This is a genomic window from Psychrobacter halotolerans, assembly GCF_039680845.1.
In the GTDB taxonomy this organism is placed as follows: Bacteria; Pseudomonadota; Gammaproteobacteria; order Pseudomonadales; family Moraxellaceae; genus Psychrobacter.
The window spans coordinates 128,768-150,923 of sequence record NZ_JBDKWD010000002.1; the positions used below are offsets into that span (position 1 = coordinate 128,768).

18 protein-coding genes are annotated in these 22,156 nt (G+C 42.2%); 7 read left to right on the forward strand and 11 right to left on the reverse strand.

Going from position 1 to position 22,156, the window contains the following annotated elements; genetic code table 11:
* Window positions 1–387: 387 nt before the first annotated feature.
* Complete coding sequence (locus AAJP47_RS04245) at window positions 388–1,335, forward strand: alpha/beta hydrolase (RefSeq protein ID WP_346716673.1); 948 nt, start codon at window positions 388–390, stop codon at window positions 1,333–1,335.
* A gap of 1 nt (window position 1,336) precedes the next feature.
* Here AAJP47_RS04245 and AAJP47_RS04250 read toward each other — a convergent pair whose 3' ends face one another.
* From AAJP47_RS04250 to AAJP47_RS04270, 5 genes are all read right to left on the reverse strand, one after another.
* Window positions 1,337–2,383 (reverse strand): NAD(P)H-dependent flavin oxidoreductase, encoded by a 1,047-nt coding sequence (locus tag AAJP47_RS04250; protein WP_346716674.1) that lies wholly within the window; start codon window positions 2,381–2,383, stop codon window positions 1,337–1,339.
* Window positions 2,384–2,533: 150 nt separating this feature from the next.
* Window positions 2,534–6,571 carry an NACHT domain-containing protein gene (locus AAJP47_RS04255; protein WP_346716675.1) on the reverse strand — a complete coding sequence of 1,346 codons (4,038 nt, stop codon included), beginning with the start codon at window positions 6,569–6,571 and terminating at the stop codon, window positions 2,534–2,536.
* Between the two features lie 154 nt (window positions 6,572–6,725).
* On the reverse strand, window positions 6,726–7,268 hold the full coding sequence (locus tag AAJP47_RS04260) for an acyl-CoA thioesterase (protein WP_346716676.1): 543 nt from the start codon (window positions 7,266–7,268) through the stop codon (window positions 6,726–6,728).
* Window positions 7,269–7,320: 52 nt separating this feature from the next.
* Window positions 7,321–8,346 carry a YheT family hydrolase gene (locus tag AAJP47_RS04265; RefSeq protein ID WP_346716677.1) on the reverse strand — a complete coding sequence of 342 codons (1,026 nt, stop codon included), beginning with the start codon at window positions 8,344–8,346 and terminating at the stop codon, window positions 7,321–7,323.
* A 249-nt stretch (window positions 8,347–8,595) separates the two neighbouring features.
* Window positions 8,596–9,192: a YigZ family protein gene (locus tag AAJP47_RS04270; protein ID WP_346716678.1), complete on the reverse strand. Its 597-nt coding sequence runs from the start codon at window positions 9,190–9,192 to the stop codon at window positions 8,596–8,598.
* A 196-nt stretch (window positions 9,193–9,388) separates the two neighbouring features.
* On the opposite strand from AAJP47_RS04270, the gene AAJP47_RS04275 reads away from it, so the two are divergent.
* Window positions 9,389–10,093, forward strand: a complete 705-nt coding sequence (locus AAJP47_RS04275; RefSeq protein ID WP_346716679.1) for a pseudouridine synthase — start codon at window positions 9,389–9,391, stop codon at window positions 10,091–10,093.
* Between the two features lie 164 nt (window positions 10,094–10,257).
* Here AAJP47_RS04275 and AAJP47_RS04280 read toward each other — a convergent pair whose 3' ends face one another.
* A complete protein-coding gene (locus AAJP47_RS04280; RefSeq protein WP_346716680.1) occupies window positions 10,258–10,908 on the reverse strand; it encodes a DUF2939 domain-containing protein in 651 nt (216 codons plus the stop codon).
* Between the two features lie 470 nt (window positions 10,909–11,378).
* Here AAJP47_RS04280 and dnaJ point away from each other — a divergent pair, with 470 nt between their 5' ends.
* From dnaJ to AAJP47_RS04305, 5 genes are all read left to right on the forward strand, one after another.
* The gene (gene dnaJ / locus AAJP47_RS04285) at window positions 11,379–12,512 is read left to right on the forward strand and encodes a molecular chaperone DnaJ (RefSeq protein ID WP_346716681.1); all 1,134 of its coding nucleotides are present in this window, start codon (window positions 11,379–11,381) and stop codon (window positions 12,510–12,512) included.
* A 450-nt stretch (window positions 12,513–12,962) separates the two neighbouring features.
* Complete coding sequence (gene dapB, locus AAJP47_RS04290; protein WP_346716682.1) at window positions 12,963–13,793, forward strand: 4-hydroxy-tetrahydrodipicolinate reductase; 831 nt, start codon at window positions 12,963–12,965, stop codon at window positions 13,791–13,793.
* A 31-nt stretch (window positions 13,794–13,824) separates the two neighbouring features.
* Entirely contained in the window at window positions 13,825–15,201 is a 1,377-nt protein-coding gene (locus AAJP47_RS04295; protein WP_346716683.1) for an AAA family ATPase, read from the forward strand.
* Window positions 15,202–15,699 (forward strand): hypothetical protein, encoded by a 498-nt coding sequence (locus AAJP47_RS04300; RefSeq protein WP_346716684.1) that lies wholly within the window; start codon window positions 15,202–15,204, stop codon window positions 15,697–15,699.
* Window positions 15,683–16,549, forward strand: a complete 867-nt coding sequence (locus AAJP47_RS04305) for a hypothetical protein (RefSeq protein WP_346716685.1) — start codon at window positions 15,683–15,685, stop codon at window positions 16,547–16,549. Before AAJP47_RS04300 ends, AAJP47_RS04305 begins: the two co-directional genes overlap by 17 nt.
* Before the next feature lie 253 nt (window positions 16,550–16,802).
* Here AAJP47_RS04305 and AAJP47_RS04310 read toward each other — a convergent pair whose 3' ends face one another.
* The 5 genes from AAJP47_RS04310 to AAJP47_RS04330 form a co-directional block, all read right to left on the reverse strand.
* Window positions 16,803–17,978, reverse strand: a complete 1,176-nt coding sequence (locus AAJP47_RS04310) for a type III PLP-dependent enzyme (RefSeq protein ID WP_346717093.1) — start codon at window positions 17,976–17,978, stop codon at window positions 16,803–16,805.
* 165 nt (window positions 17,979–18,143) lie between these two features.
* A complete protein-coding gene (gene def / locus AAJP47_RS04315; RefSeq protein ID WP_346716686.1) occupies window positions 18,144–18,692 on the reverse strand; it encodes a peptide deformylase in 549 nt (182 codons plus the stop codon).
* Between the two features lie 217 nt (window positions 18,693–18,909).
* Complete coding sequence (locus AAJP47_RS04320; protein WP_062843489.1) at window positions 18,910–19,164, reverse strand: GlsB/YeaQ/YmgE family stress response membrane protein; 255 nt, start codon at window positions 19,162–19,164, stop codon at window positions 18,910–18,912.
* 481 nt (window positions 19,165–19,645) lie between these two features.
* On the reverse strand, window positions 19,646–21,157 hold the full coding sequence (mpl, locus tag AAJP47_RS04325) for a UDP-N-acetylmuramate:L-alanyl-gamma-D-glutamyl-meso-diaminopimelate ligase (RefSeq protein ID WP_346716687.1): 1,512 nt from the start codon (window positions 21,155–21,157) through the stop codon (window positions 19,646–19,648).
* Window positions 21,158–21,210: 53 nt separating this feature from the next.
* Window positions 21,211–21,858 (reverse strand): copper resistance protein NlpE N-terminal domain-containing protein, encoded by a 648-nt coding sequence (locus AAJP47_RS04330; protein WP_346716688.1) that lies wholly within the window; start codon window positions 21,856–21,858, stop codon window positions 21,211–21,213.
* Between the last annotated feature and the right edge of the window lie 298 nt (window positions 21,859–22,156).

Here is a 22,156-nt window from a genome sequence, read left to right on the forward strand (position 1 = left end):
TTTGTGCTAGTAGCGCTTTTGAATCTATATAATCGTTTTATTTTCAATTGACCATAAATAGCAGACTTAGGATTGATAGCATAAAAACGCTTATTATAAATGACAACGCCCGTGCCATCTTGATTAGAACGGTAAACAAATACAGTGCGGATGAACGTTATGATTTATATCGTCGATTCACTATAAAATAAATACAGCGATATCGAGTGCATTTTGCGTAGTCTCTGTCTGCGCAGGCATAGTAAGAAAAATGCACCCCATATCGCATTGTTATATTCATATCTCGTTTTGACTACCAAGTAATAGATTTATAAATATGAAGAAGCATTTACCGTTAGAATCGGAGCGTAAATACTTTTTATACTATCTTTTAACAAGGATGTTTCGATGACACTACGACGTATCGCATTGGCGACCTCTTTGGCTTTATCGATTGTAGGCTGTACGACGCCCAACAGTTTTACCGTGGCAACTACTCAAAAAATTATCCAACACGAACGCGCCAAAGCAGATCTTGAGACCAGAGTATTTACGCTGGCCTCAGGCGAGAAGATGGTCTACGCCGAAAACCATAACGTTGATGGCAAGCCTTTGCTACTGATTCATGGGTTTGGCGGTAATAAAGACAACTTTACCCGTCTTGCGGACAAGTTAGAAGACTATCATCTGATCATTCCAGATTTATTGGGCTTTGGTGACTCAAGTAAGCCGATGAGCGCTGACTATCGTGCCGATGCGCAAGCCAAGCGTTTGCATGAGTTGATGCAAGCCAAAGGCGTGGCGTCCAATCTGCATGTCGGTGGCAACTCGATGGGCGGTGCGATTAGTGTGGCCTATGCAGCGATGTATCCAAAAGAGGTACAAAGCTTATGGTTGGTGGACAGTGCAGGCTTTTGGTCAGCGGGCATGCCTGAGTCGTTAAAAAATGCGACCCTTGAGAATAATCCGCTACTGGTCGATAGCACGGAAGACTTTTATAACTTATATGACTTTGTGATGTACAAGCCGCCTTATATCCCCAAAACGGTCAAGGCCGTGTTTGCGCAAGATCGTATCGCCAATAAAGCGCTACATGCTAAGATTCTTGAGCAAATCGTAGAAGACAATGTCGAGACGCGCGCCAAAGTCATCGCGGCAAATAAAATTCCGACCTTGGTGGTGTGGGGCGAAAAAGACCAAGTCATCAAACCTGAAACGGTCAATTTAATCAAATCCATCGTACCTCAGGCACAAATCATTATGATGCCTGATGTTGGTCACGTTCCTATGGTAGAAGCAGTAGAGCAAACGGCAGACGATTATAAAGCGTTCCGCGAAACGCTCAAAGATGAGTAAGTCACCGTCCTTTTACGAGACGCTCCAGCAAGGCAGTCGTACTCTCATGTCTTACCAATGACACGCCTTGTCCTGCCCACAAGGATTGATGCTCGGCGTCCAAACGCTTGGTCGCATCAGCCCGCAAAAACTTGGTCATGGCATTGAGTTGTGGGTAGGGCGGTAGCTCGCCACGATGCTCAAATTGGACAAAGTCACGTAGATACTCATTTAACAAACCACGCGCAAGCTTGCCTGAAAACAGACGAGTCAAGCGCGTCTCAGTAGGGCGCTTGCCCTCACTGGCATTGAGTAGCGCTTGCTTATAAGTGTTGTTAATTCCGCACTTGTCTGTCGTCAAAAACGCCGTTCCCATTTGTGCAAGCTCAGCGCCTGCTGCTTGCACCGCTTTAATGTCTTGTGCCGTCATAATGCCGCCCGCGGCAATCAAGGGAATGTCGGTGCAAGCACGCGTTTGGCCAATGAGCGTCGATAATCCTAAAGGGTCGGTTTCGCTTTGTGGTAACCAGCCACCGCGATGCCCGCCAGCTTCTACGCCTTGCACGCATACCGCGTCCGCGCCAATCTCTGTCCACTGTTTTGCCTCTAATGGATGATTGGCGGTGCCAACGACGCGCGTGCCGACACTTTGCAAACGCTGAACTTGCGTGACATCAATAATACCAAAGGTAAAACTGGCGACGGGCACAGGATTGTCAAACAGGACTTGTAACTGGTCTTCAAAGTTTTGTGCGGGGCGCTCAGGTAACGTGACGTCTATATTATGTTTTTGATAATACTCAGTTAGCCAAGTGGGAATTTCGGTATCAAAGGTACTAGACTCATGCTCAGACAACACCATTAGATTGACCATAAAGGGTTTATCCGTCAGGGTTTTAATGGTATTGATTTGACTGTTTAAAACGTCTGGCGCGGTCATGCCAGCGCCCAATGACCCCAGTCCACCGAAGTTACTGACGCAGGCGATCAGTTCAGGCGTGGTCGCTCCGCCTGCCATTGGGGCTTGAATAATGGGGTAAATTAGGTTGAGAGTATTAAGTAAGCTCATGATTGGCTCCTTTTTATTAGGATATTGGCATGACTTACTTTAACAGAGCAGGATAAAGGGCGTAGGAGATAGTGTTTATTTAGTTGCTAAATGGGGTGGTGGGTTTTGACTACGAAGTTGGAGTTAAAATATTTGGCTATGGATTTGTAGTTAAGTTGCTTCAATTGATAAATCCATCACAAATACATCTATACCTTGTTTGTATTTCTCCTCGATACAGACAGTCAAATACTCTTGAAGTTGCAGAGCATTTTGCGGTTTATATACATTATTGCTTTTGAGTTTCTTAGTCAAAGTTTCACCAAAATAAAATATTAAATAGATACCTTGTCCTTGAGATTCGTGGTGTTTGAGATATAAGTCACCAAGTTGATTATTCATAGCTGTCCATAAATCAGGATGCCATTGCCCTTTAACTTCTATAGGCAACTGAATTTCACTACTATTACAAACCAAATCAGCACGTTTATCATCCGACATATCTTTTTCAGTATCTAATCTGAACTGATAAGGTTCAATATAAGGTTTTAATAAATCCGCTAATCTATCTCTACAGTAGTTTTCGCCATGAGGCTTTTGAGGCTTTTTACTTTTGCCATCCTCGTAAAACATCTTATAGGTATCAAGTTCACTGGACTTGACCTTAACTTGTATCTCATCAAGCAGTTCTAAAATTAAGAGTTTTAAATTTTTACAATCCTTAGGCGCTTTGTTTTGGAAGATGTTTAACAAATCAACTAGTCTTGGCGCTTGATAATGGGCATCTCTAATATTGTTAGCTTGTTCTGCTAGTAGATTGGTAATGAAGACTGTATAACTGGAATGAACACAGTTTTTGAGTTTTCTAAGTTCTACCTGAGCTTCAATGGTAGTGATATTGCTAATTTCTGATAAGCAAAAGCTGATGAATTCACTTGCCTGCCACGCATTCCTACTTCCAGAGCTTACGCCTTGAGGTCTATCAATATTAGGAAATGGATAGCTAAAGCGATACGCAATCCAAGACATAAATGTCAGACTCATCTTAGGATTTTTGGTTAAGCGGGATTCATGATACGTTTCTTTTAACTGCCAAAATATCAACTGTGGATATTGAACACATTTTAAATAATGTAGAAAGCTTTTGTCATCGATAATGCTCAAGAGCGATAACCACCTACTGTGGGTCTCAATATTTTTATCAATATTGTTTATTGCTTCTACGTTAGCAGTAATTAAGTCATTTATTCTCATTAATGCATCATTATTGACGAGAGTGTCAATAAATCTATCTTTTGTCTCATTGTGCATTTTAGGGTAGGTATTCAGTAAATAAACAATCGTCTCAATTGAAAAGTCATCCACATCTTCGCCGTAAACCCAATGTATTCCTTGTATTAGTGCACCATTGATTTGAAACTGAGGAACAAAAAATTCATCAATAACTATATTTTTTAACCCTCTTGATATTATTTCATCCCTGATAGCTTCGCAAACATTAGGACGCTTATCCTTATGAAATCTAAAGCCTAGATAGCTGTCATAATCTAAAATAATAGCGCAAGCTAAGATAACATCATTGGATAAAGCTGAAAGTGATTGATTTCTTAGTAGTCGGCAATAAATACCAGCTATCAAAACAGGTTCGATAGGAGATGAGTTTTGGATGATATCAGATATAGTAGGAACTGAGTTGTGTAGACTGGCTTCAAAACCTTTCATAGCAGATTCGGTCAGACTGTTTCCAAAGATATACTTGATTTTATCAGTTTCTTTTATATCATCAGGAATGTCATAGTTTTTATATAATAAAACTCTAGCAGGATAGTTACAGTATTTAGCATTTCCTCCATCTAATTCAGTCCTATATGGAAATAAATTACTTCTAACTTTTTTAAATCTTAGTCTCTTTTTTAATTTTCTATAACGGCTACGACGTCTATTTTTTATTTCCCATTCAAAAATGATAGGTTTTTTCTTGTTATCTAAATATTCTACAAGATGATTGCTTTGAGCGTAAGTGAGTGCAAGTTTATAAAGTTCATCAGAAATAGCAACTCTGTCACAGTGTATATCTACAAGATATTTCCATTTAGCAATAGTTTGTTCTGTCACATTTTTCAGCTGAATATATGTTAATAATTCCTCTATATCTTGCTTAGTAAGATAAATAAAATATAAGATATTTTGATAAAACATATGTAGGTCACGAATATCATTTTTATAATCTAAACAATATTTGTAAATCTTTATTTTTTCTTTTGGATTTTTTTGGAAATAATCTATAAAGAATTTTGAATCTTCTTTACTCATTTCAGAGCCATAGGCGCTATTAAATATCGATAGGCTTTGACATAAAATTAGAGGGTCTATAGCTTGCTGTTTTTTTGATACATAACGTTGGATAAGAGTGATAATTATGCCACTGATATCTAAGACTGTTTCATATCTAAAGTTATCCTTATCAATATTTAGTAATATAATTCTTTCTCTAAGATTTTTCAGAAAATCAAGAATTCTATCAACTGGATATTCTAAGAAATAGTAATAACTACCATGTCGAGGTGCAAAACTGTCTTCATCATTTCCGTCAGACATTTTAAAACTATAAGATTTCATAATTAATAAAATAACTTGCTCATCTGTAATTAGCCCATAATCATGTTTATTAGCATACGCGAAAACTAGTCTCAAGGATGAATAGCTACCCTGTTCTATCAATGGTGTAAAATTAGCAGGGGTATTAATCAAGTTGTTGCCATGGAGTAACATTAAACAATCAAATCGAGCAGAGTAATACCAGTTATCGTCGTAAACTATAGAGAACAACTCGTTGGCTAACTCTGAAATAAAATCAGCACCTTGTAATGCTTCAAGTATAGTTGTTAAGAAATGAAGGTTACCTTCCTTATTACTCAGTATTTCCTTGTATCTTTTAAGTAGTGAACGACTTACCAATCCTTCAGCTTTTGTTTTTTTCCAAAAATTATTTTTACGAAACCAAGGATTTTCTATAGTTAGCTTTTCTAAAGCATCGAATAATAAAATACTGTCAGTATCTGAAAAATAGTTAGTATCGCCATACTCTATCAGTCCGTAAGGGTCAGTTTCGATTACTATTTGAGATAAATTAGGGTTGAAGGTTGGCAGCCAAGCAAAAATACCTCTCAACGAAGCAATCACACCATTATCTACCACTAAGTAAGAGAGGATATGACGTTTGATTATAGGGTTAGACATCGCTTCTGCTAGCCACTTGGCACCTAGATACTCTGCAATACTTCTGTGCCAGGGTTTAAATGAATTGTTATCCACTGTTTGGAATAATCGTGATTGCACAGTTCCCTGTAATACTTCAGTTTCTATTAGGCCTTTTAAAGCATAAATATTTGTTGCATTGTCAGGTGTAGTGGCTGGAGTGCCCTTATAAATAAATTGCTTCCCTGCTAATAGATAAGTAGCAAAGATCAATCCAGCACTGTCAATGACTTGTTCTTGATTTAGCTGTCCAAGTATATTTTGTGCTTTTAGATCCACTTCTTGCCATAAGTGTTCAGAAGCTAATTGAAATAACTTAGCCTTACTCTTTGGTACTGAATGAACTGAAAAATCAATTTCTGCTAATAATGCTAGATTTCTTGGATTTTCATAAAAAGAAGATAAGCTGTTTGCTTCTAATTGATTGATGAGCTGAGAGACATGTTCTAAAGATAGACCTCGTAACTGCAAAAAGCGCTCAGCATCTTCTCTAGAGAGATTTTTTAGGTTAGCAGTTAATATATCCTTATAGTCATTTTCGATTTCGTTCTTGTTACTATCATTCCATTCAATACTTCGACAAGTTAATATAAATTTTGGACGGCCTAGCTTTATAAGTTTGTTCAAAACGCTATTAATACCACTGTTGTCGTTAGTAGAAGGTATCTCATCAAATGCATCTATTAGTAGAATTTCGTTAGACTGAACGTTTAGTCTTTCGACTGACTTTTGAATCAAATCCGAAGCACTTAAAGATTTTGTTATATACTTAGAGGATTCAGCTAATTTCCCCATCAATAAAGTCTTGCCCATTCCTGCATCAGCAAGAATAACAACAGGTTTAGACTCGGCTATGTCTAATAGTTGCAGATCTTCTACAGTTATAGTTTCGAATTGTTCTTCATCATTACGGAGTTTATATTCGAGATTTCTGGGAATATAATTTTGCATTTTTATTGTTCTATAAGCGTCAGATATGTTCAATCTACCATTAACATTTGTGGATTAGCAATGACTTGATATACAGAGATCTTAATAAGATTAAATTAATAAAAAACCGCAGAAATATTTCGTTTCTGCGGTTTATAACTTTCTCTTTTGAACTCTAACCCACAGGCGGCCACGGACGCTCAGCATCGCTTTCAATCCATTTTGCCACAAATCCCGTCGGTGGCAGCTCCCAATCAGACTGACCCAACGCTGCAAGCACACCCGATGTTTCAATGACTCGGCCACCTTTAGTAACGCCAGTACGCAGTATGGCAGAAGAGCAGGGCTTGCCCTTGACCCACATCGACTGCTCGATATACATCCAGCGCGCATCGATAGCGACGATTTTGGTCTTAAGCGTGACCTTATCGAACGCGCGAATCCGCTTGCGGTATTGGATGGTACTACCAGCGACGACCAAACCCCAACGCTGTTTTAACAGCTGCTTACCAAGGCCTGTCCGTACCGCAAAGTCCATACGTCCCAAGTCATACAGCGTAAACACGCGACCATTATTCATCTCAAAGAAATTATCAATGTCTGACAAACGGCAGCGAAAGGTGATCTCGCTGGTCTCTTTAAGCGTTAAGGTATCGCCTTTTTTTACTTTTAGGGCAGCATGAGCAATGGTAGCGGCGTAACGGATAAATGGGTACATAGTTGGACTCTGATAAAAAATGACAGTAAAAGTAACAGATGCTACGGACGAGTTAGGCGGATTCGACCTCAATTTCATCATCCGTATTGGTTACTTCTACAAAAAACTGCATCGCCGTACTAGGCAGCCAACCCAAGTCAAATTTACGTTTGCGGTAATTGATAAACCCAATATGACCGCCATGCTCGGTATCAATCAAAGTTACTTGCTCAGACACATCACCACGTGTGGCGGTCGCTCCCAAAAATGGATCGTCTTTGGCGGTGATGATCAAGGTGGGCTTAGTGATATGAATCAAGTGCGGTAGGGCAGAGGCTTGATAGTAATAGTCATTTTTTGAGCGAAAGCCGTGGCGCGGTGCGGTAAAGATATCATCAAACTCGCTGATGCGGTTAGTGGCCTTGATGGCTTTGATTTCATCTTCCGTCAGATTGTTTTTGATGGCTTTGCTGACGATAGGATTGAGCAAGTACGGCGTATAAATACGGCGACCCAAAAAGCGCTCCATCGCCTGTGAGGATGAGATCAAATCAACAGGGGCTGACGCGATGACGGCTGCTTCACAACGCGCTTTATCTCTATACTCACTCATATATTTTGCTAAGGCATTACCGCCCAAAGACACTCCAATGCCATACACGGTTTGGTATTGCTTATTGATGTACTGCAATGCATGCTCAAGCTCGATGGTGTCGCCCGCTTGATAGAACACTTGGCCTTTAACAGGGACGCCGCCGCAGCTACGAAAATGCACCACCACAAAGTGCCAGTCGTTTTGGTGTACCGCGTGGGCAAGCGTACGTGCGTAGTGACTGTCGCTACTGCCTTCCATGCCGTGGAACAAGACAACGAGGGGCTTTTGGTATTTATCATCACCCTGACGCGTCTCATCAGCATCATAAAAATCATAAGCAATTTCACTCTCATCGAGTGAGTCTTTGAGCAACTCGCGTCGATAGTTGGGCGCTTTGGCGGCGATAAATCTCGGCAAGATCGTTTGTAGATGGGCATTACTTAGCCAAAATGGCGGCTTAAAAGGCGTAGGAGAAAATGGTTTGGTGGGTTGAATGTTTGACATAAGAGAGTCTTATTTAATTGTTGTTAAAAAGCAATGCCTTATCATAGCGCCAGCCGTTATCAAAACCAACGCTTTTCAGTGAACGCTTGGTTACTCAGAAGCGGTTACTCATAAACGGTTACTCAAAGCCAGTCACTCAAAGCCAGTCACTCAAAACAGTTACTGAAAAATGGTTACCCAAAGGAAATACTGAAAAAAGTATCTTGAGGGTAGTTAATCAAAAAAATATGCACGCAAACATAGTTAGCACTAAGATGGGTCTAACACCCGCCCATCCATGGCAAGGCGCTCTTTTAAGCTGTCGATATCCGCTTCGGCAAGCGTCGCAGTCAAGGTCACTTGCTTGCTATAAGTGACATCATCAATATGACCACCAATACTATCGACCACGTAACGGCACTGCGCTTCGGTGGCAAATTCTGCCAGTATCTGTACTTGCACTAATGGCACATGGTCACTAAGCGTCATCATATCAACAGCCGCTTGCGCCGATCCGGCATAAGCCCGTGTTAAACCGCCAGCACCCAGTTTGATACCACCAAAATACCGCACCACAACGATGATGACGTTACCGATAGACTTGTGCTGCAAGACATTTAATATGGGTCTGCCTGCCGTACCATTTGGCTCACCATCATCATCGAAGCCTGCGCTGGTCGTGTTATTGGGGTCGCCAATGATATAAGCCCAGCAATGATGACGCGCATCCGCATATTGCTCTCGTAATTGTTCCACGTGAAACATGGCAGCTTCACGTGACGTCACTGGATAAGCATAAGCAATGAATTCAGATTTTTTAATTTCTAAGCGCGCGGTAACAGCACGTTTTAACGTTTGATAACTCATATTTCATCAGGTCTAGGTTGGATATGGTAAACTTACCTAACTTTCATTGTCGTCGGTATTCGGCGCCGTGTTCATTTTATTTTTTATTATAGTACCACTTCTCACTACGGAAGACAGCGAACAAGACACGGCTGCGTGCTTGCGCTATTGGCTTTTGAGATAAGTCGGTATCATAAAACAAATGGTAGTCAAACGTATGCGTCTAGATAAATTTATTAGTAAAGCCACCGAGCTGTCGCGCAAAGAGTCAAAAAAGATCATGCACGCAGGAGAGGTGACGGTCAACGATCAAGTGGTCAAGGATCCAGGTTTGCACGTCGATATCATCAATGACGATGTCATGTGGGCAGGCGAACCGCTATCGGTCGCCACTGGCAATCGCTATATTTTGCTGCATAAGCCAGAAGGGTTTGAATGTACGCTAAAAGCCAAAGAATACCCAATCGTCACTGAGCTGATTGCCGTACCGGAGCTTGGTAGCTTGCGTATCGCAGGACGACTCGATGTCGATACTACAGGCGCACTGCTTATCAGTGATGATGGTGGCTGGCTGCACCGTGTCACCAGTCCCAAACATGAACACGCAAAAGTTTATGAGCTGACCTTGGCTGATCCGATGGATGAGGATGCCCAACAAAAAGCGGTGAAAAAAGTCGCTGAAGGGATTTTGTTAGAAGGCGATCATGAGCCAACCAAGCCTGCCGTTCTTGAATTCATCGATGAGACACAAGCGCGTCTGACGCTAGAGCAGGGCAAGTATCATCAAGTCAAACGCATGATGGGCTATTTTGGTAATAAAGTAACGGCGCTGCATCGTGCCAGCATTGGTCATATCAATCTAGACGGTTTAGAAAAAGGTGACAGTCGCTTTTTAACTGCCGATGAAGTCGCTAAATTTTAAACCTGCGTAGTAACGTTGAGATTTTCATTTAACTGATAGCAAAAAAGCAGCCACTACATAGTGTGCTGCTTTTTTTATAGATAATTGCTACGTTATTCAATAAACGTCATCCCACTCGCCCATCATAATGACTGGCCTTTATGACTGACTGTACTTCATATGGATTAAGGCAAAACGATATCTACAATTTTCCAGTCAATCAGACCCTCACGCTGCATCTCGATGGTGAGCGGATAGCCTTTGACTTGACCACTAATGGTAAAGCAATTGATGCCGCAATAGCTCAAGGTTGGCTTATCACTATCCGATCCTTGTGCCGCCTGTTTTTCAAGCTCAGCCGCTTGTTTTTTCATGATTTGCTGCATTTGACTTTGTACCACCGCATTCACATCACCGCGCTGAATGATTAAACTCTGAATCAGGTTTCTTAAGTCCACTTGATTGCTCGCGATGGCCCACGCGGCGGCCAGCTCTTTGGTGGCGGTATTGGCTTGACCTTGCGTATCGATAATTTTTTCGATGTTTTGCGGTGTGATTGCGCCGTCCACGGCCTGCGTGATAAAGCTGTTGGCAGCTTGCGTAAGCGGCTCACCGCCAAGCTCAGCGACCAAGGGATATTTGGCCATCGTTGCGGTAAATTGCGTGGTCAATTGGGTTTGGATACTGGGGCGCACTTGCTCATAGTCGATGGCTGCGGCGATGGTGCTGCCGTCTTTGTCCTCATAAGCATTTTTGAGCTGATAAGCGCTGTAATAAGGCGAGCCTGCAAAGACTGCGACAGCAATTACAATCAATAGTACAATCAGCTTCTTCATAAAAACGGATACCTTATCGCAAAATTAATGGCTTTAAACACCAGTTAAGGGACTCAAATATAAATAGCAAGCGCACTCATACGCTATGAGCAACAACCAATACGGCGATAAATAGTAGCATGGCTCATATCGATTAAGGTATGAAAACCTTTGTTCATTCCTTAATAAAACCTTTTTAATAGCGATAAGTCATCTGAGTGCACACTTTCCTGAGCTAGACGCTTGATAAATCCCCATACCATCTCCATAAATAGCGCAAACTTTTTATAATTGATTTGACTAAGCAGCACCCTGCCGTATTCGCTTGTAAGATTTATTTTATTCTCATACTTTTTTCTCTACTATTTAGTATCTGCTATGTTTCATGTGAAACCTTAAGAAACGATGACAGGTCTGATTGATTCAAAAGAAAATGGATTGAAGGTAACGAATCGACTGGCTGGTGGACTGTAAAGACGATAGGAGAGCCCATGAGTAAGCGCGATTTTTATGAAGTATTAGGTGTCAGCAAGACCGCTGATAGCAAGGAGATCAAGCGAGCTTATCGCAAGCTTGCGATGAAATACCATCCGGACCGCAACTCTGATGACCCTGACTCTGACGAAAAATTTAAAGAAGCGTCAATGGCTTATGAAGTACTGAGTGACGAAGAAAAACGCTCAGCCTATGACCGTATGGGTCACTCTGCCTTTGAAAACGGCATGGGCGGTGGCGGCTTCGGCGGTGCAGGCGGTGGCAACTTCCAAGACATCTTTGGCGATATTTTTGGCAACTTTGGTGATATCTTTGGTCAATCGCGCGGTGGCGGTGGACGTTCGCGCCGTGGCTCAGACCTCCGTTATGTGATCGAATTGACCTTGGAAGAAGCGGTACGCGGCTGCAAAAAAGAGATCAGTTTTACCGCGCCTGCACCTTGTGACACTTGTGATGGTAAAGGGGCAAAAGATGCCTCAGATGTCGTGACGTGTCAGATGTGTCATGGTCAAGGCCAAGTGCGTATGCAGCAAGGTTTCTTTGCAGTACAGCAAGCTTGCCCGCAGTGCGGCGGCACAGGTAAACAAATCAAAAACCCTTGCCCTGACTGTCATGGTAATGGCGTCAAAGACAAATCGCGTACGCTTGAAGTATCTATCCCAGCGGGCGTCGATGATGGCGATCGCGTTCGCTTAGCGGGCGAAGGGGAAGCGGGCGGTGCTGGCGTGCAAAACGGCGATCTATACGTCGAAGTACGCGTCAAAGCCCACAATGTCTTTACCCGTCAAGGGGCTGATCTTTATATGGATGTGCCCGTGAGCATTACCGATGCCGCCCTTGGTAAAGAAGTTGAAATCCCAACCTTAGATGGCAAAGTAAAAATCAAGGTAGCAGAAGGCACACAAAGTGGCAAATTGCTGCGTGTACGTGGTAAAGGCGTGACGCCAGTACGCACGACGATGAAAGGCGATTTGATCTGCCGTGTTGTCATCGAAACGCCCGTGAATTTGACGCGTGAGCAAAAAGACCTGTTGCGTCAGTTCCAAGACACTTTAGATGATGACAGCAAGCATCAGCAATCGCCGCACAAAAAATCTTTCTTTAAAAAGATTGGCGAGTTATTTGACTAATAATAATGATAGTTAAATAACCATTAAAGTAGGCCCAGAGGTTTCACATGAAACATCTGGGCTTTTTATTGGCTGGATAAAGCACCATTCATAGGCGGATATAGTTAAAATACCTTGAAGTCGCTACAGTATGGCTGGTGTAAATTTTTTGCAGCCTCTGTCTGCGAAGGCACAGCAAGCAAGAAAAATTTGCACCAGCAGTACGTGTTGTATCGATATTACTTTTCACCGACTATATTTGCTAAAATTAAGCTAAATGATATTCAAAAATAACGATATCAACTATAGTCAGATCAACATAAAAAAGAGTCAGCGAGACTGGGATAAATTTTTCGTAGCCTCTGTCTGCGAAGGTACAGCAAGCAAGAAAAATTTGTGCCAGTCTTGCGTTATCATATCGTGTACCCATTTTATTTGGTATCGACTGTACAAAGTACTTAGGACAAAAATATGAGTCAGCAAGTAAGTAAAAAAGTTATTAACGTCGGTGTTATCGGTGCGGGCGGCCGCATGGGTCGCATGCTCATCGAAGCGGTGAAGGACAACTCGCAAACCACGCTAAAGGCGGCGATTGAGCGTCAAGGCTCAAGTCTCGTCGGTGCGGATGCAGGCGAAGTGGCCGCTATCGGACGCTTGGATGTGCAGATCGTTGATGATTTGCAAGCGGTGGTGAACGACATTGATGTCCTGATTGACTTTAGCTTGCCGGATGCCACAGAAAAAAACATGCAGCTTTGCGCTGAGTATAACGTGGCTATGGTCATCGGTACGACAGGGTTTAACGAGCAGCAAGAGCAAGTGTTAGCAAAAGCAAGTGAGCAAATCGCCATCGTATACGCGGGCAATTACTCCACTGGCGTCAATCTGTCGTTAAAGCTATTAGAGATGGCTGCCAAAGCCTTTGGGACTGATGCCGATGTAGAGATCATTGAAGCGCACCATAAGCATAAAATCGACGCACCGTCTGGCACCGCCTATATGATGGCAGAAGCCGTCGCAGCTGCTCGCGGACAGAACTTAAAAGAGGTTGCTGTTTATGGCCGCGAAGGTCAGACGGGCGAGCGCGAAACGGGAACAATTGGTATTCATGCGGTGCGTGGCGGCGAAATCGTGGGCGACCATACCGTGATGTTTATCGCAGATGGGGAAGTGGTTGAAATCACCCACCGAGCACGCGCGCGCATGACATTCGCAGCAGGGGCAGTACGGGCAGCGACTTGGGTGATCCAGCAAGAAGTTGGACAATATAACATGCAAGATGTGCTGGGGTTAAGCGAGTAGTCTTAAGCCATCTAACGTAAGTGAGGTTGTTATGGAAAACAATGCCAGTATTACTATTAAAAATTTCAAAAGCTATAAAGATGCAACCTTACCTTTATCACCTTTGACTCTTCTGATAGGGGCGAATGCGTCAGGCAAAAGCAATGCCATAGAAGCGTTTCGATTTTTAAGTTGGGTCGCTGGTGGTGAGCGTTTATCGACACTCAAAAATAGAGTAAATGATAGTGATAAGGTTGTTCGGGGTAATATCAAAGATTTGGCTTTTAATCATGAAGATAGTTTTTCACTATCATTTAACTTTACTCCTGATATTAGCTACTCTGGTATATTTCTCAACGTGAATATGCAACTTCATTTAACTGGTGAAACTTATCAGGAGAAAGAAAAGAAGTTTTTTTTCTATAGAAGTAGTGAATACACAGCATTAGCTCTGCGTTACTTTAATGCTAGTGCTAGTGACCTAATAAAGCTTACTCCACTAGAAACTATTTTGAACTTAAATGAAAAAGAAAATAATGAAATTTTTCAAAAAATCAGTGATTCTGAAGTTTCGGTGTATTTTCCAGAGCAAGACTCATCCGTACTTTCGATGAAAGATTGGTTATACATCTTTTTGTGGAGAGGATTCTATGATGATGCCGAAGTTAATCCAAAAAATACAGGCTCTTTTGACAAATTAGCAAATTTTTTAACAAATACTTTTTTCTATGATTTTGTACCTAGTATCATGCGTCAAGACAGTATTAAAGACAGCTTGTTAAATAATAGTGGTTCAAATTTAGCAGGCGTATTGTCTTACCTTTGTGAAGAAAATTTAGAATATAAAGGAAAAATATTAGGATTAGTGCAAAGCTTACCTGAGCAAGACATTACTGATATTAAATTTTATATAGATAAAAGGGACCGAGTAGAGTTTTTATTGTGTGAAAGCTTCGGCGACGTTTCTGTTGAACGTACAATGGATTTACTATCAGATGGTACGTTAAAAGTGTTGGGAGTTGCAGCTGCTCTATTAGCTGTGCCTGAAGGGTCAACGGTAGTCATTGAAGAGATTGATAACAGTATTCATCCCACACGCGCACATCAGATATTAAGTTTGATGCGCCAATATGCAGAAGAGCGTAATCTGAAGCTTTTGTTGTCAACGCACAACCCTGCTTTGATGGATGCATTGCCTGATGAGGCATTGGCAGATGTTGTATTTTGCTACAGAGATCCAAAAGAGGGTGACAGCAAATTGGTGCGTTTGGGTGATTTAGATGACTATCTTGGCTTAGTTGCTCAAGGAACGCTTGGTGACTTAGTGACTCAAGGTATTGTCGAGCGCTTTGTAAAACATCCAACCACATCAGAGCAGCGTAAAAAACAAGCATTGGACTGGCTAAATCAGCTACAAGGGGCTGATTAGATGGCAGATATTTGTATATTAGACACTAGCATAATATTAAATATATTGAATGTTCCGAATAAGAATCAGAATAGAGTTAAGGTTATAGGTGAGTTTAGAACCTATGCTGAATCAAACTGTCGATTTATTATTCCTTTAGTGGTAGCAGTAGAAGTCGGTAATCATATCAGCCAAAATGGCAATGGAGATACACGCCGAGGAATCGCTAAACAGTTTGTAGATATGATGCAAAAAACGTTTAATGGTAGCTCACCATTTGAGATTAGTGATTTTGACCTAAAGTTAGAATGGCAAAAATGGATCTCTGAATTTGTTGATAAAGCTGGACAAAACAAAACGGCTGCTAAACCTAATGAAGGTATGAGCTTGACAGACTTATCCATTATTAAAGAGTATGAAGACATTCAAGCAAAAAACAAAGCGAATAGAAGTAAACACGTAGAAGTATTTATTTGGTCACTTGATTCGGATTTAATCGCTTATGGACGCTCATATTAGATACTTAAAAATAGCTTTACTGATGATAGCTACGCTGTCTTTGAATAGCTTGTCAGCGATAGCAGCCCCTTACCAAACCTACGTCATTCCCACTTACGGTGGTGATAGCTTATTGCCAGCGGTGCGTCAGCAGTTAAGTAGCAGCCGTGATGGCGGCACGGTTGCCACTTATCAAGGCAAGCTGGTATTGCAAACGACGCCTGCCAATTATCAAGCGGTTCAGCAGTTACTGGCGCAAATTGATCGACAGCCGCAAGCATTAACCGTCAGTGTGCGGGTCGGTCAAGACAGCCGTGCTCAAAACGACAACCAACAAAATCAAATCGTGATTACCAATCGCGGCATTCAAGGATCAGGCGTTTGGAATCAAAGTAATAGCCAACAGCAAAGCAGCAGTTTGTATCAAGTACAAACGCTGTCTGGCAGTGCGGCCAGTATCGGCACGGGGACATTGTGGTCATTGTCGCAAAGTAATTATCCTATAGCGTCGACATATCCTCGGCCATCAGGGCAAATCATTATTCAACAGCAGATATTACTGCCAACCACGCAAGGTATCAGCGTGACCCCAAGGCTACTACCGAATGGTCAAGTCGAAGTAAGGTTGTCCCAAGTTGAAGAAACCTTGATACGTTCCAATTCGTCTTATTCCCAAAACCGTTATAATAACAATCGCGTTCAAGATCAGATTCAGGGTCAAAGCCTAAACAGTACTCTTATTGTGCCGCGGGGACAGTGGGTTGATATCGGTCAAATCTCTCAAAGCAACCAAAACCAACGAAGCAGTGGTGGTCGTTATGGCGTTACCACTAGCAATAATAGCGTGCCTATTTCTTTGATGGTGCAGTAGTAGGTAATCGTTATATAGTCAGTGAGAAGTAATATCGATACATCATACACTGCTGATATCCATTTTCTTGCTTGCTGTGCCTGCGCAGACAGAGGCTGCAAAAATTGATATCAGCAGTACCGTAGCGCTTTTGAGATATTTTGATTATAGTTGGTAATCGATATAGCTAAGCACATAAATAAATGCACATAAAAAAGCGCGGTACTGTCAATCACAGTGCCGCGCTTTTTAATTACTGCTTATTCATTGATCTTTAATCAACGTAGACGACTTCTAATGGTGGAAAACCATTGAACTCAACTGATGAGTAAGAATTGGTATACGCACCCGTCGTCAACCAAAAAATCTTATCACCAATCTCAAGCTCTTCAGGTAGCTGATAGCCCGCTTCTTCATACATAATATCGGTTGAATCACAGGTAGGGCCTGCCAATACCACCGTCCCTTCCTTGGTCGATGTCTCCATCTTTGGGGTATAAACAGGATACTTAATAGATTCGCCCAAGGTTTCGATCAAGCCTTGGAACAAGCCCACATCCGTGTATACCCAGCGCGTCAAATCTGTATTTGACTTACGCGAAATCAAGACCACATCACTGACCAGTACGCCTGAACCGCCAACCAATGAACGTCCTGGCTCAAGAATAATCTCAGGCATGTCTTCAGCATCATAGTCATCAGTCAAATACCGGTTGATTTCTTCGGCATATACTTTTATGGGATTCACTTCGCTGATGTAGTTGGCTGGAAAACCACCGCCCAAGTTAATCATTTTTAGCTTGATGCCTTCTTCATTTTTCATCCAGTCAGACATGTATTTGACTTTGGCAAGTGCGTCGTCCCAAGCAGCGACATCTTTTTGCTGACTGCCCACATGGAACGAGATGCCATAAGGCACCAAACCCAATTCGCGCGCTTGAATCAACAGCTCAATCGCCATATCAGGGTGGCAACCAAATTTACGCGACAATGGCCATTCTGCTGTCTCAGAACCTTGCACCAAGATACGCACAAATATTTTTGAACCGGGCGCGTATTTCGCGATATTTTTTAAATCAGCTTCTGAGTCAGTGGCATATAAATCAATTCCTTTCTCAAAAGCGTATTTGACATGCTCCGCTTTTTTAATGGTATTGCCATAAGAGATACGTGACGGTTCCACACCACAATCAAGCACTCGGTCAAGCTCATAAATCGACGCACAATCAAAGTTTGAGCCAAGATCAGCAAGTAGATTGATGACTTCGACCGCTGGGCTGGCTTTCATCGCATAATGGATTTTAGCGTTAGGAAAAAACCCAACCATTTCATGATATTTGGTCTTAATACGGCTCAAATCCACTACCAAAAGAGGCGTTTCACGACCTTCAGCAGCTTTGGTGAATTTCTGCCAGCTGGCAGGGTCAAAATACTGGTCAATTTTGATCATGGTCATGGTACGAACCCTTTAATGAAGACAATATGTGTTTAATAATAAGAACCTGCGTACATCGCTATTTTGGTAAGACAATGTGGCGCAGTGCGTTATAAAACGATATAAGACTATAAAAACTGGATTTGAACAACGATTGGCTGAGCAGATAAAGACATCAAATTAAGAATTGGTTGGCTGTTTTTCAGCAGCGAGTTCACCTTGTTTTTCTCTTATTTTGACAACTTTGCGTACTTTGTCACGAGCACGGGTTTGTTTCAAGCGTGATAGGTAATCGACGAAGATGACGCCATTGAGGTGATCCATCTCATGTTGGATACAGACCGCCAATAACCCTTCGACGACTTCATCAATTTTTTCGCCATTTTCATCTAATGCTTCAATGCGCACTTTATTAGGACGTTCAACTTTGTCATAGACATCAGGAACTGACAAACACCCTTCTTCATACGCTTGTTTTTCTTCTACCAATGGCGTCACTTTTGGGTTGATAAAGACCCGAGGACTGTTTTTATCTTCTGACAGATCCATCACGATAAGTTGGATGTGTTGATCCACCTGACTGGCGGCCAGACCAATACCTTGAGCATCATACATGGTCTCAATCATATCAGCGATTAAGGTTTTGATGTCAGCAGTCACTTCCTTGACAGGCTTGGCAATGGTGCGCAAGCGCGGGTCTGGGTAATTTAGGATAGGGAGTAGTGCCATAACGCTCACCTTAATGATCAGGATAAAATAGGGTTGATATTATAAGATAAATGGGGACAAAAGTAATGCTTATCAATACTTTCGCGACTATATCCTTGTTTTAAGAGTTTAAACACCTAAAACGATTGGCTAAACCCAGCAACAAAAAAGCCCTGCTATTTGCAAGGCTTTCTCTTATTTATCTCATGTGCTTAATTGCGTCATCTCTCACGTAATTCTATACGCGGCGTTTGCTCACAATCATCTCATACAAGAACAGAAGGATAATCGCACCAATCACTGAGAAGATAAGACCAGTGAAACCGCCATCGGCATCAATACCGATCAGACCAGCGAGGAAGCCACCTAACATGGCACCCACAATACCCAATACAATAGTCATAATCCAACCCATAGGGTCACTACCTGGCTTAATGGCACGTGCCAACAAACCAGCAACCAGACCTACGATAATCATCCAAATAAAGCTCATTGCATTCTCCTAATTTTTTGTCATTTATAATGTTGGTTAATTTAATAAGTCTATTGTAGGGACTGCACAAAAATAAAGGTAAGCGCGAAATGTTACCAGTGTATGAGCTATGTGAGAAAAAACAGGGATTTGCTAAGATGGAAGGCGGATAAGTAAATGAAAGGTTACAAAGGTAGCAAAGTCGCAAATAGCGTTAAGCATCGATTGGAGTTATTTGCAGAATTTTGAGTGTAGTGAGTTCGGTATAAAAACGATATAGCGGGATGGATATGGATTTTTTTTAGCCTCTGTCGGTATAGGCATAGGCATAGGCACAGCAAGCCAGAGAAATTTATGTTAGTTCCGCGTCATAAAATAACGTATCTGTTTTATTTAGAATCGACTATATAAAAAAGCGTCACTCGTGAATTACGAAGCGACGCTTTGTGTTGTCTATAATGCGCTATATCTAAAAGGGTATTAATCTCTTGTCAGTCAGTTTTTAGCGGCTACGTAGGGTCGCTAAAAGACGCTGATGAATCCCTTCAAAGCCACCATTTGACATAATCACAATGGCATCACCTGCTTGTGCGTGGGTATTGATATGCTCAATGATCGCGTCAATACTAGAGAGTACTTGTTGATTGCCAATATTTTTCGTAGCCTTTGCATCATCGATGACTTTTTTTAGTCCCCATTCCAAGCCTGTAGGCTCGTACCACAAGGTGTAGTCAGCGAGGGCAGCAGATTCAGCCAAGCTGTCTTGATGAATGCCCATTTTCATCGTGTTACTACGCGGCTCTATAATCGCCCAAATGCGTCTGCCAGCCAGCTTCTTTTTAGCACCATCTAACGTGGTAGCAATGGCAGTTGGATGATGAGCAAAATCATCAAACACTAAAACGTCGCCAGCATCACCAATGAGCTCCATGCGGCGTTTGATGCCCGCGAAAGCAGATAAGGCGGCACAAGCAGTCGCAACATTGACCCCAACATCATAGGCCGCTGCTACCGCGACTAGGGCATTATTAACATTGTGAATGCCGCTCATTGACCAATCAACGATACCTGTGTCACCGCTATCACCTTTACCGTTATTAGCAAAAACAACCTTAAATTGACCGCCGTCTTGACTGATTAGCTCTGCTTGCCAGTCACTGTTGTTTTTTAGATCGGTAGTTTTTAGATCAGTCTCTTCTATGTTTTCATTGGCCGTAGTGGCATCGACAACCGCAGTACGCCAAATCGGTGTCCAAACGCCTTTTGCCAAGGTGTCTTCTAGACTAATGGTGGCGGCTGGCATGATGATTTTACCCGTGCTCGGTATCATGCGCACCATGTGGTGAAATTGAGTCTGGATGGCGTTGAGATCCGCGAAAATATCGGCGTGATCGAATTCTAGATTGTTCAAAATAGCGGTGCGCGGGCGATAATGAACGAATTTTGAGCGCTTATCAAAAAACGCCGAGTCGTACTCATCGGCTTCAATGACAAAATAGCCAGTCTGTGAGTTATCCTCACTACTCTGTTCTGCTCCCAAATAACTGCTATGGGCAAAAACGTTTTGTAGGTGCTTATCAGTAGTGTTAACCAAGGGCACGCCGCCGATCAAAAATCCCGCATCCATTCCAGCATAATGCAATATCCAAGCGAGCATCGTAGTGGTCGTTGTTTTGCCATGAGTACCCGCTACCGCGATGACATGACGTGATTGTAGCACCTGCTCAGATAAGAATTGTGGTCCTGAGGTATAGCGCAGACCGGTGTCTAGCATATATTCGATGACATCCATGCCGCGCTTCATGGCATTACCAACCACAACCAAATCTGGTGCTGGCTGTAAGTGTTCAATCAGATAACCCGATTGGATGGTGACGCATGCATTCTCAAGCTGGGTGGACATGGGCGGGTAAACATTGGCGTCTGAACCTGTTACTTTGTGTCCAAGTGCACGCGCAATCAGCGCCAGCGAACCCATAAAAGTACCACAAATACCAAGAATGTGAATATGCATAGACGTTCCGTACTAGCGTAGAGTAAGAGAATAAAAGGATAGGGTAGAAGTGGTTATTGACGCGACAAGATATAGTCAGTATTGGCGTTATCATCTTCATCTAATAACAATAGATGATTGTCTTGAATGTTATATGTTTCAAGTTTCTTATCTTCATAGACAATGATAATGGTGTCGTTATCTTGGCGATAAACACCAGATTCAGTGAGCGGCCCACGTGGATTTTCAGGATTATTATAAACGCTGGTCTTTAAGACAGTACCATCAGAAAACAAATTCAAAGTGACATCAATGCTACTACAAGAGCCACAGGGAACAATGCCGCCATAATCTCCCATTAGGGTCGCTTGCAAGGTGTTGCTACGATTATTTGACTCTGCGCTCATTAGGGATTGGTTGGTGTGCGCGTCATTCACTGACTGGGCTGCTGCGATGAGCGATTGTCCTTCTGCGACTTTATCCACTGCATCCGCATCTGACTGATAATTATCTGTGTCTTGCAAGCTTTGGGTGAGATCTTGTGTATCAGCGTTTTCTAGGTTGTCAGACAGAGCGACCTTGGTATTCAACCCTTTACTATCGTTAGAGGAGGCGCTGTCGCAACTGCTCAGTACCAGACAAAGTGGTAGTACCAGCAATGCGCAGCTGAGGCGTTTGATGACAGTGGGTCGGTTAGCGTGAGTCAGCGCAAAATATATCATGGTCACCCCAAAAAACAGTTTTCCAAACAGTGTTACTAAAACAATAGCTTCTAAAGACTGCCAATACGCTTGGCAACTTATTTGCTGTCATCATCGAAAACATAATAAAAATACGAATGCTTTAAAAATAAAAGATAGTAAGTTTAATCCATTTATTTGAGTCTTCAAGATTGGACAATACCGTATTGTGTCATACTGTCAATCGCCGATACCTCTTAGCGCTTAAGCGAGTTGTTACCGCTATTAAATCAACGAAAAGATCGAATAAACTGTCTCAAGATATCAAAGGTTTGACTTA

Coding starts and splice junctions, on each gene's coding strand:
- AAJP47_RS04255 (WP_346716675.1), bottom strand. CDS start 6,571: ATGCAAAATTATATTCCCAGAAATCTCGAATATAAACTCCGTAATGAT.
- AAJP47_RS04275 (WP_346716679.1), top strand. CDS start 9,389: ATGCGTCTAGATAAATTTATTAGTAAAGCCACCGAGCTGTCGCGCAAA.
- AAJP47_RS04245 (WP_346716673.1), top strand. CDS start 388: ATGACACTACGACGTATCGCATTGGCGACCTCTTTGGCTTTATCGATT.
- mpl (WP_346716687.1), bottom strand. CDS start 21,157: ATGCATATTCACATTCTTGGTATTTGTGGTACTTTTATGGGTTCGCTG.
- AAJP47_RS04320 (WP_062843489.1), bottom strand. CDS start 19,164: ATGAGCTTTATTTGGATGATTATCGTAGGTCTGGTTGCTGGTTTGTTG.
- AAJP47_RS04310 (WP_346717093.1), bottom strand. CDS start 17,978: ATGATCAAAATTGACCAGTATTTTGACCCTGCCAGCTGGCAGAAATTC.
- AAJP47_RS04260 (WP_346716676.1), bottom strand. CDS start 7,268: ATGTACCCATTTATCCGTTACGCCGCTACCATTGCTCATGCTGCCCTA.
- dnaJ (WP_346716681.1), top strand. CDS start 11,379: ATGAGTAAGCGCGATTTTTATGAAGTATTAGGTGTCAGCAAGACCGCT.
- dapB (WP_346716682.1), top strand. CDS start 12,963: ATGAGTCAGCAAGTAAGTAAAAAAGTTATTAACGTCGGTGTTATCGGT.
- def (WP_346716686.1), bottom strand. CDS start 18,692: ATGGCACTACTCCCTATCCTAAATTACCCAGACCCGCGCTTGCGCACC.
- AAJP47_RS04300 (WP_346716684.1), top strand. CDS start 15,202: ATGGCAGATATTTGTATATTAGACACTAGCATAATATTAAATATATTG.
- AAJP47_RS04270 (WP_346716678.1), bottom strand. CDS start 9,192: ATGAGTTATCAAACGTTAAAACGTGCTGTTACCGCGCGCTTAGAAATT.
- AAJP47_RS04305 (WP_346716685.1), top strand. CDS start 15,683: ATGGACGCTCATATTAGATACTTAAAAATAGCTTTACTGATGATAGCT.
- AAJP47_RS04330 (WP_346716688.1), bottom strand. CDS start 21,858: ATGATATATTTTGCGCTGACTCACGCTAACCGACCCACTGTCATCAAA.
- AAJP47_RS04250 (WP_346716674.1), bottom strand. CDS start 2,383: ATGAGCTTACTTAATACTCTCAACCTAATTTACCCCATTATTCAAGCC.
- AAJP47_RS04280 (WP_346716680.1), bottom strand. CDS start 10,908: ATGAAGAAGCTGATTGTACTATTGATTGTAATTGCTGTCGCAGTCTTT.
- AAJP47_RS04265 (WP_346716677.1), bottom strand. CDS start 8,346: ATGTCAAACATTCAACCCACCAAACCATTTTCTCCTACGCCTTTTAAG.
- AAJP47_RS04295 (WP_346716683.1), top strand. CDS start 13,825: ATGGAAAACAATGCCAGTATTACTATTAAAAATTTCAAAAGCTATAAA.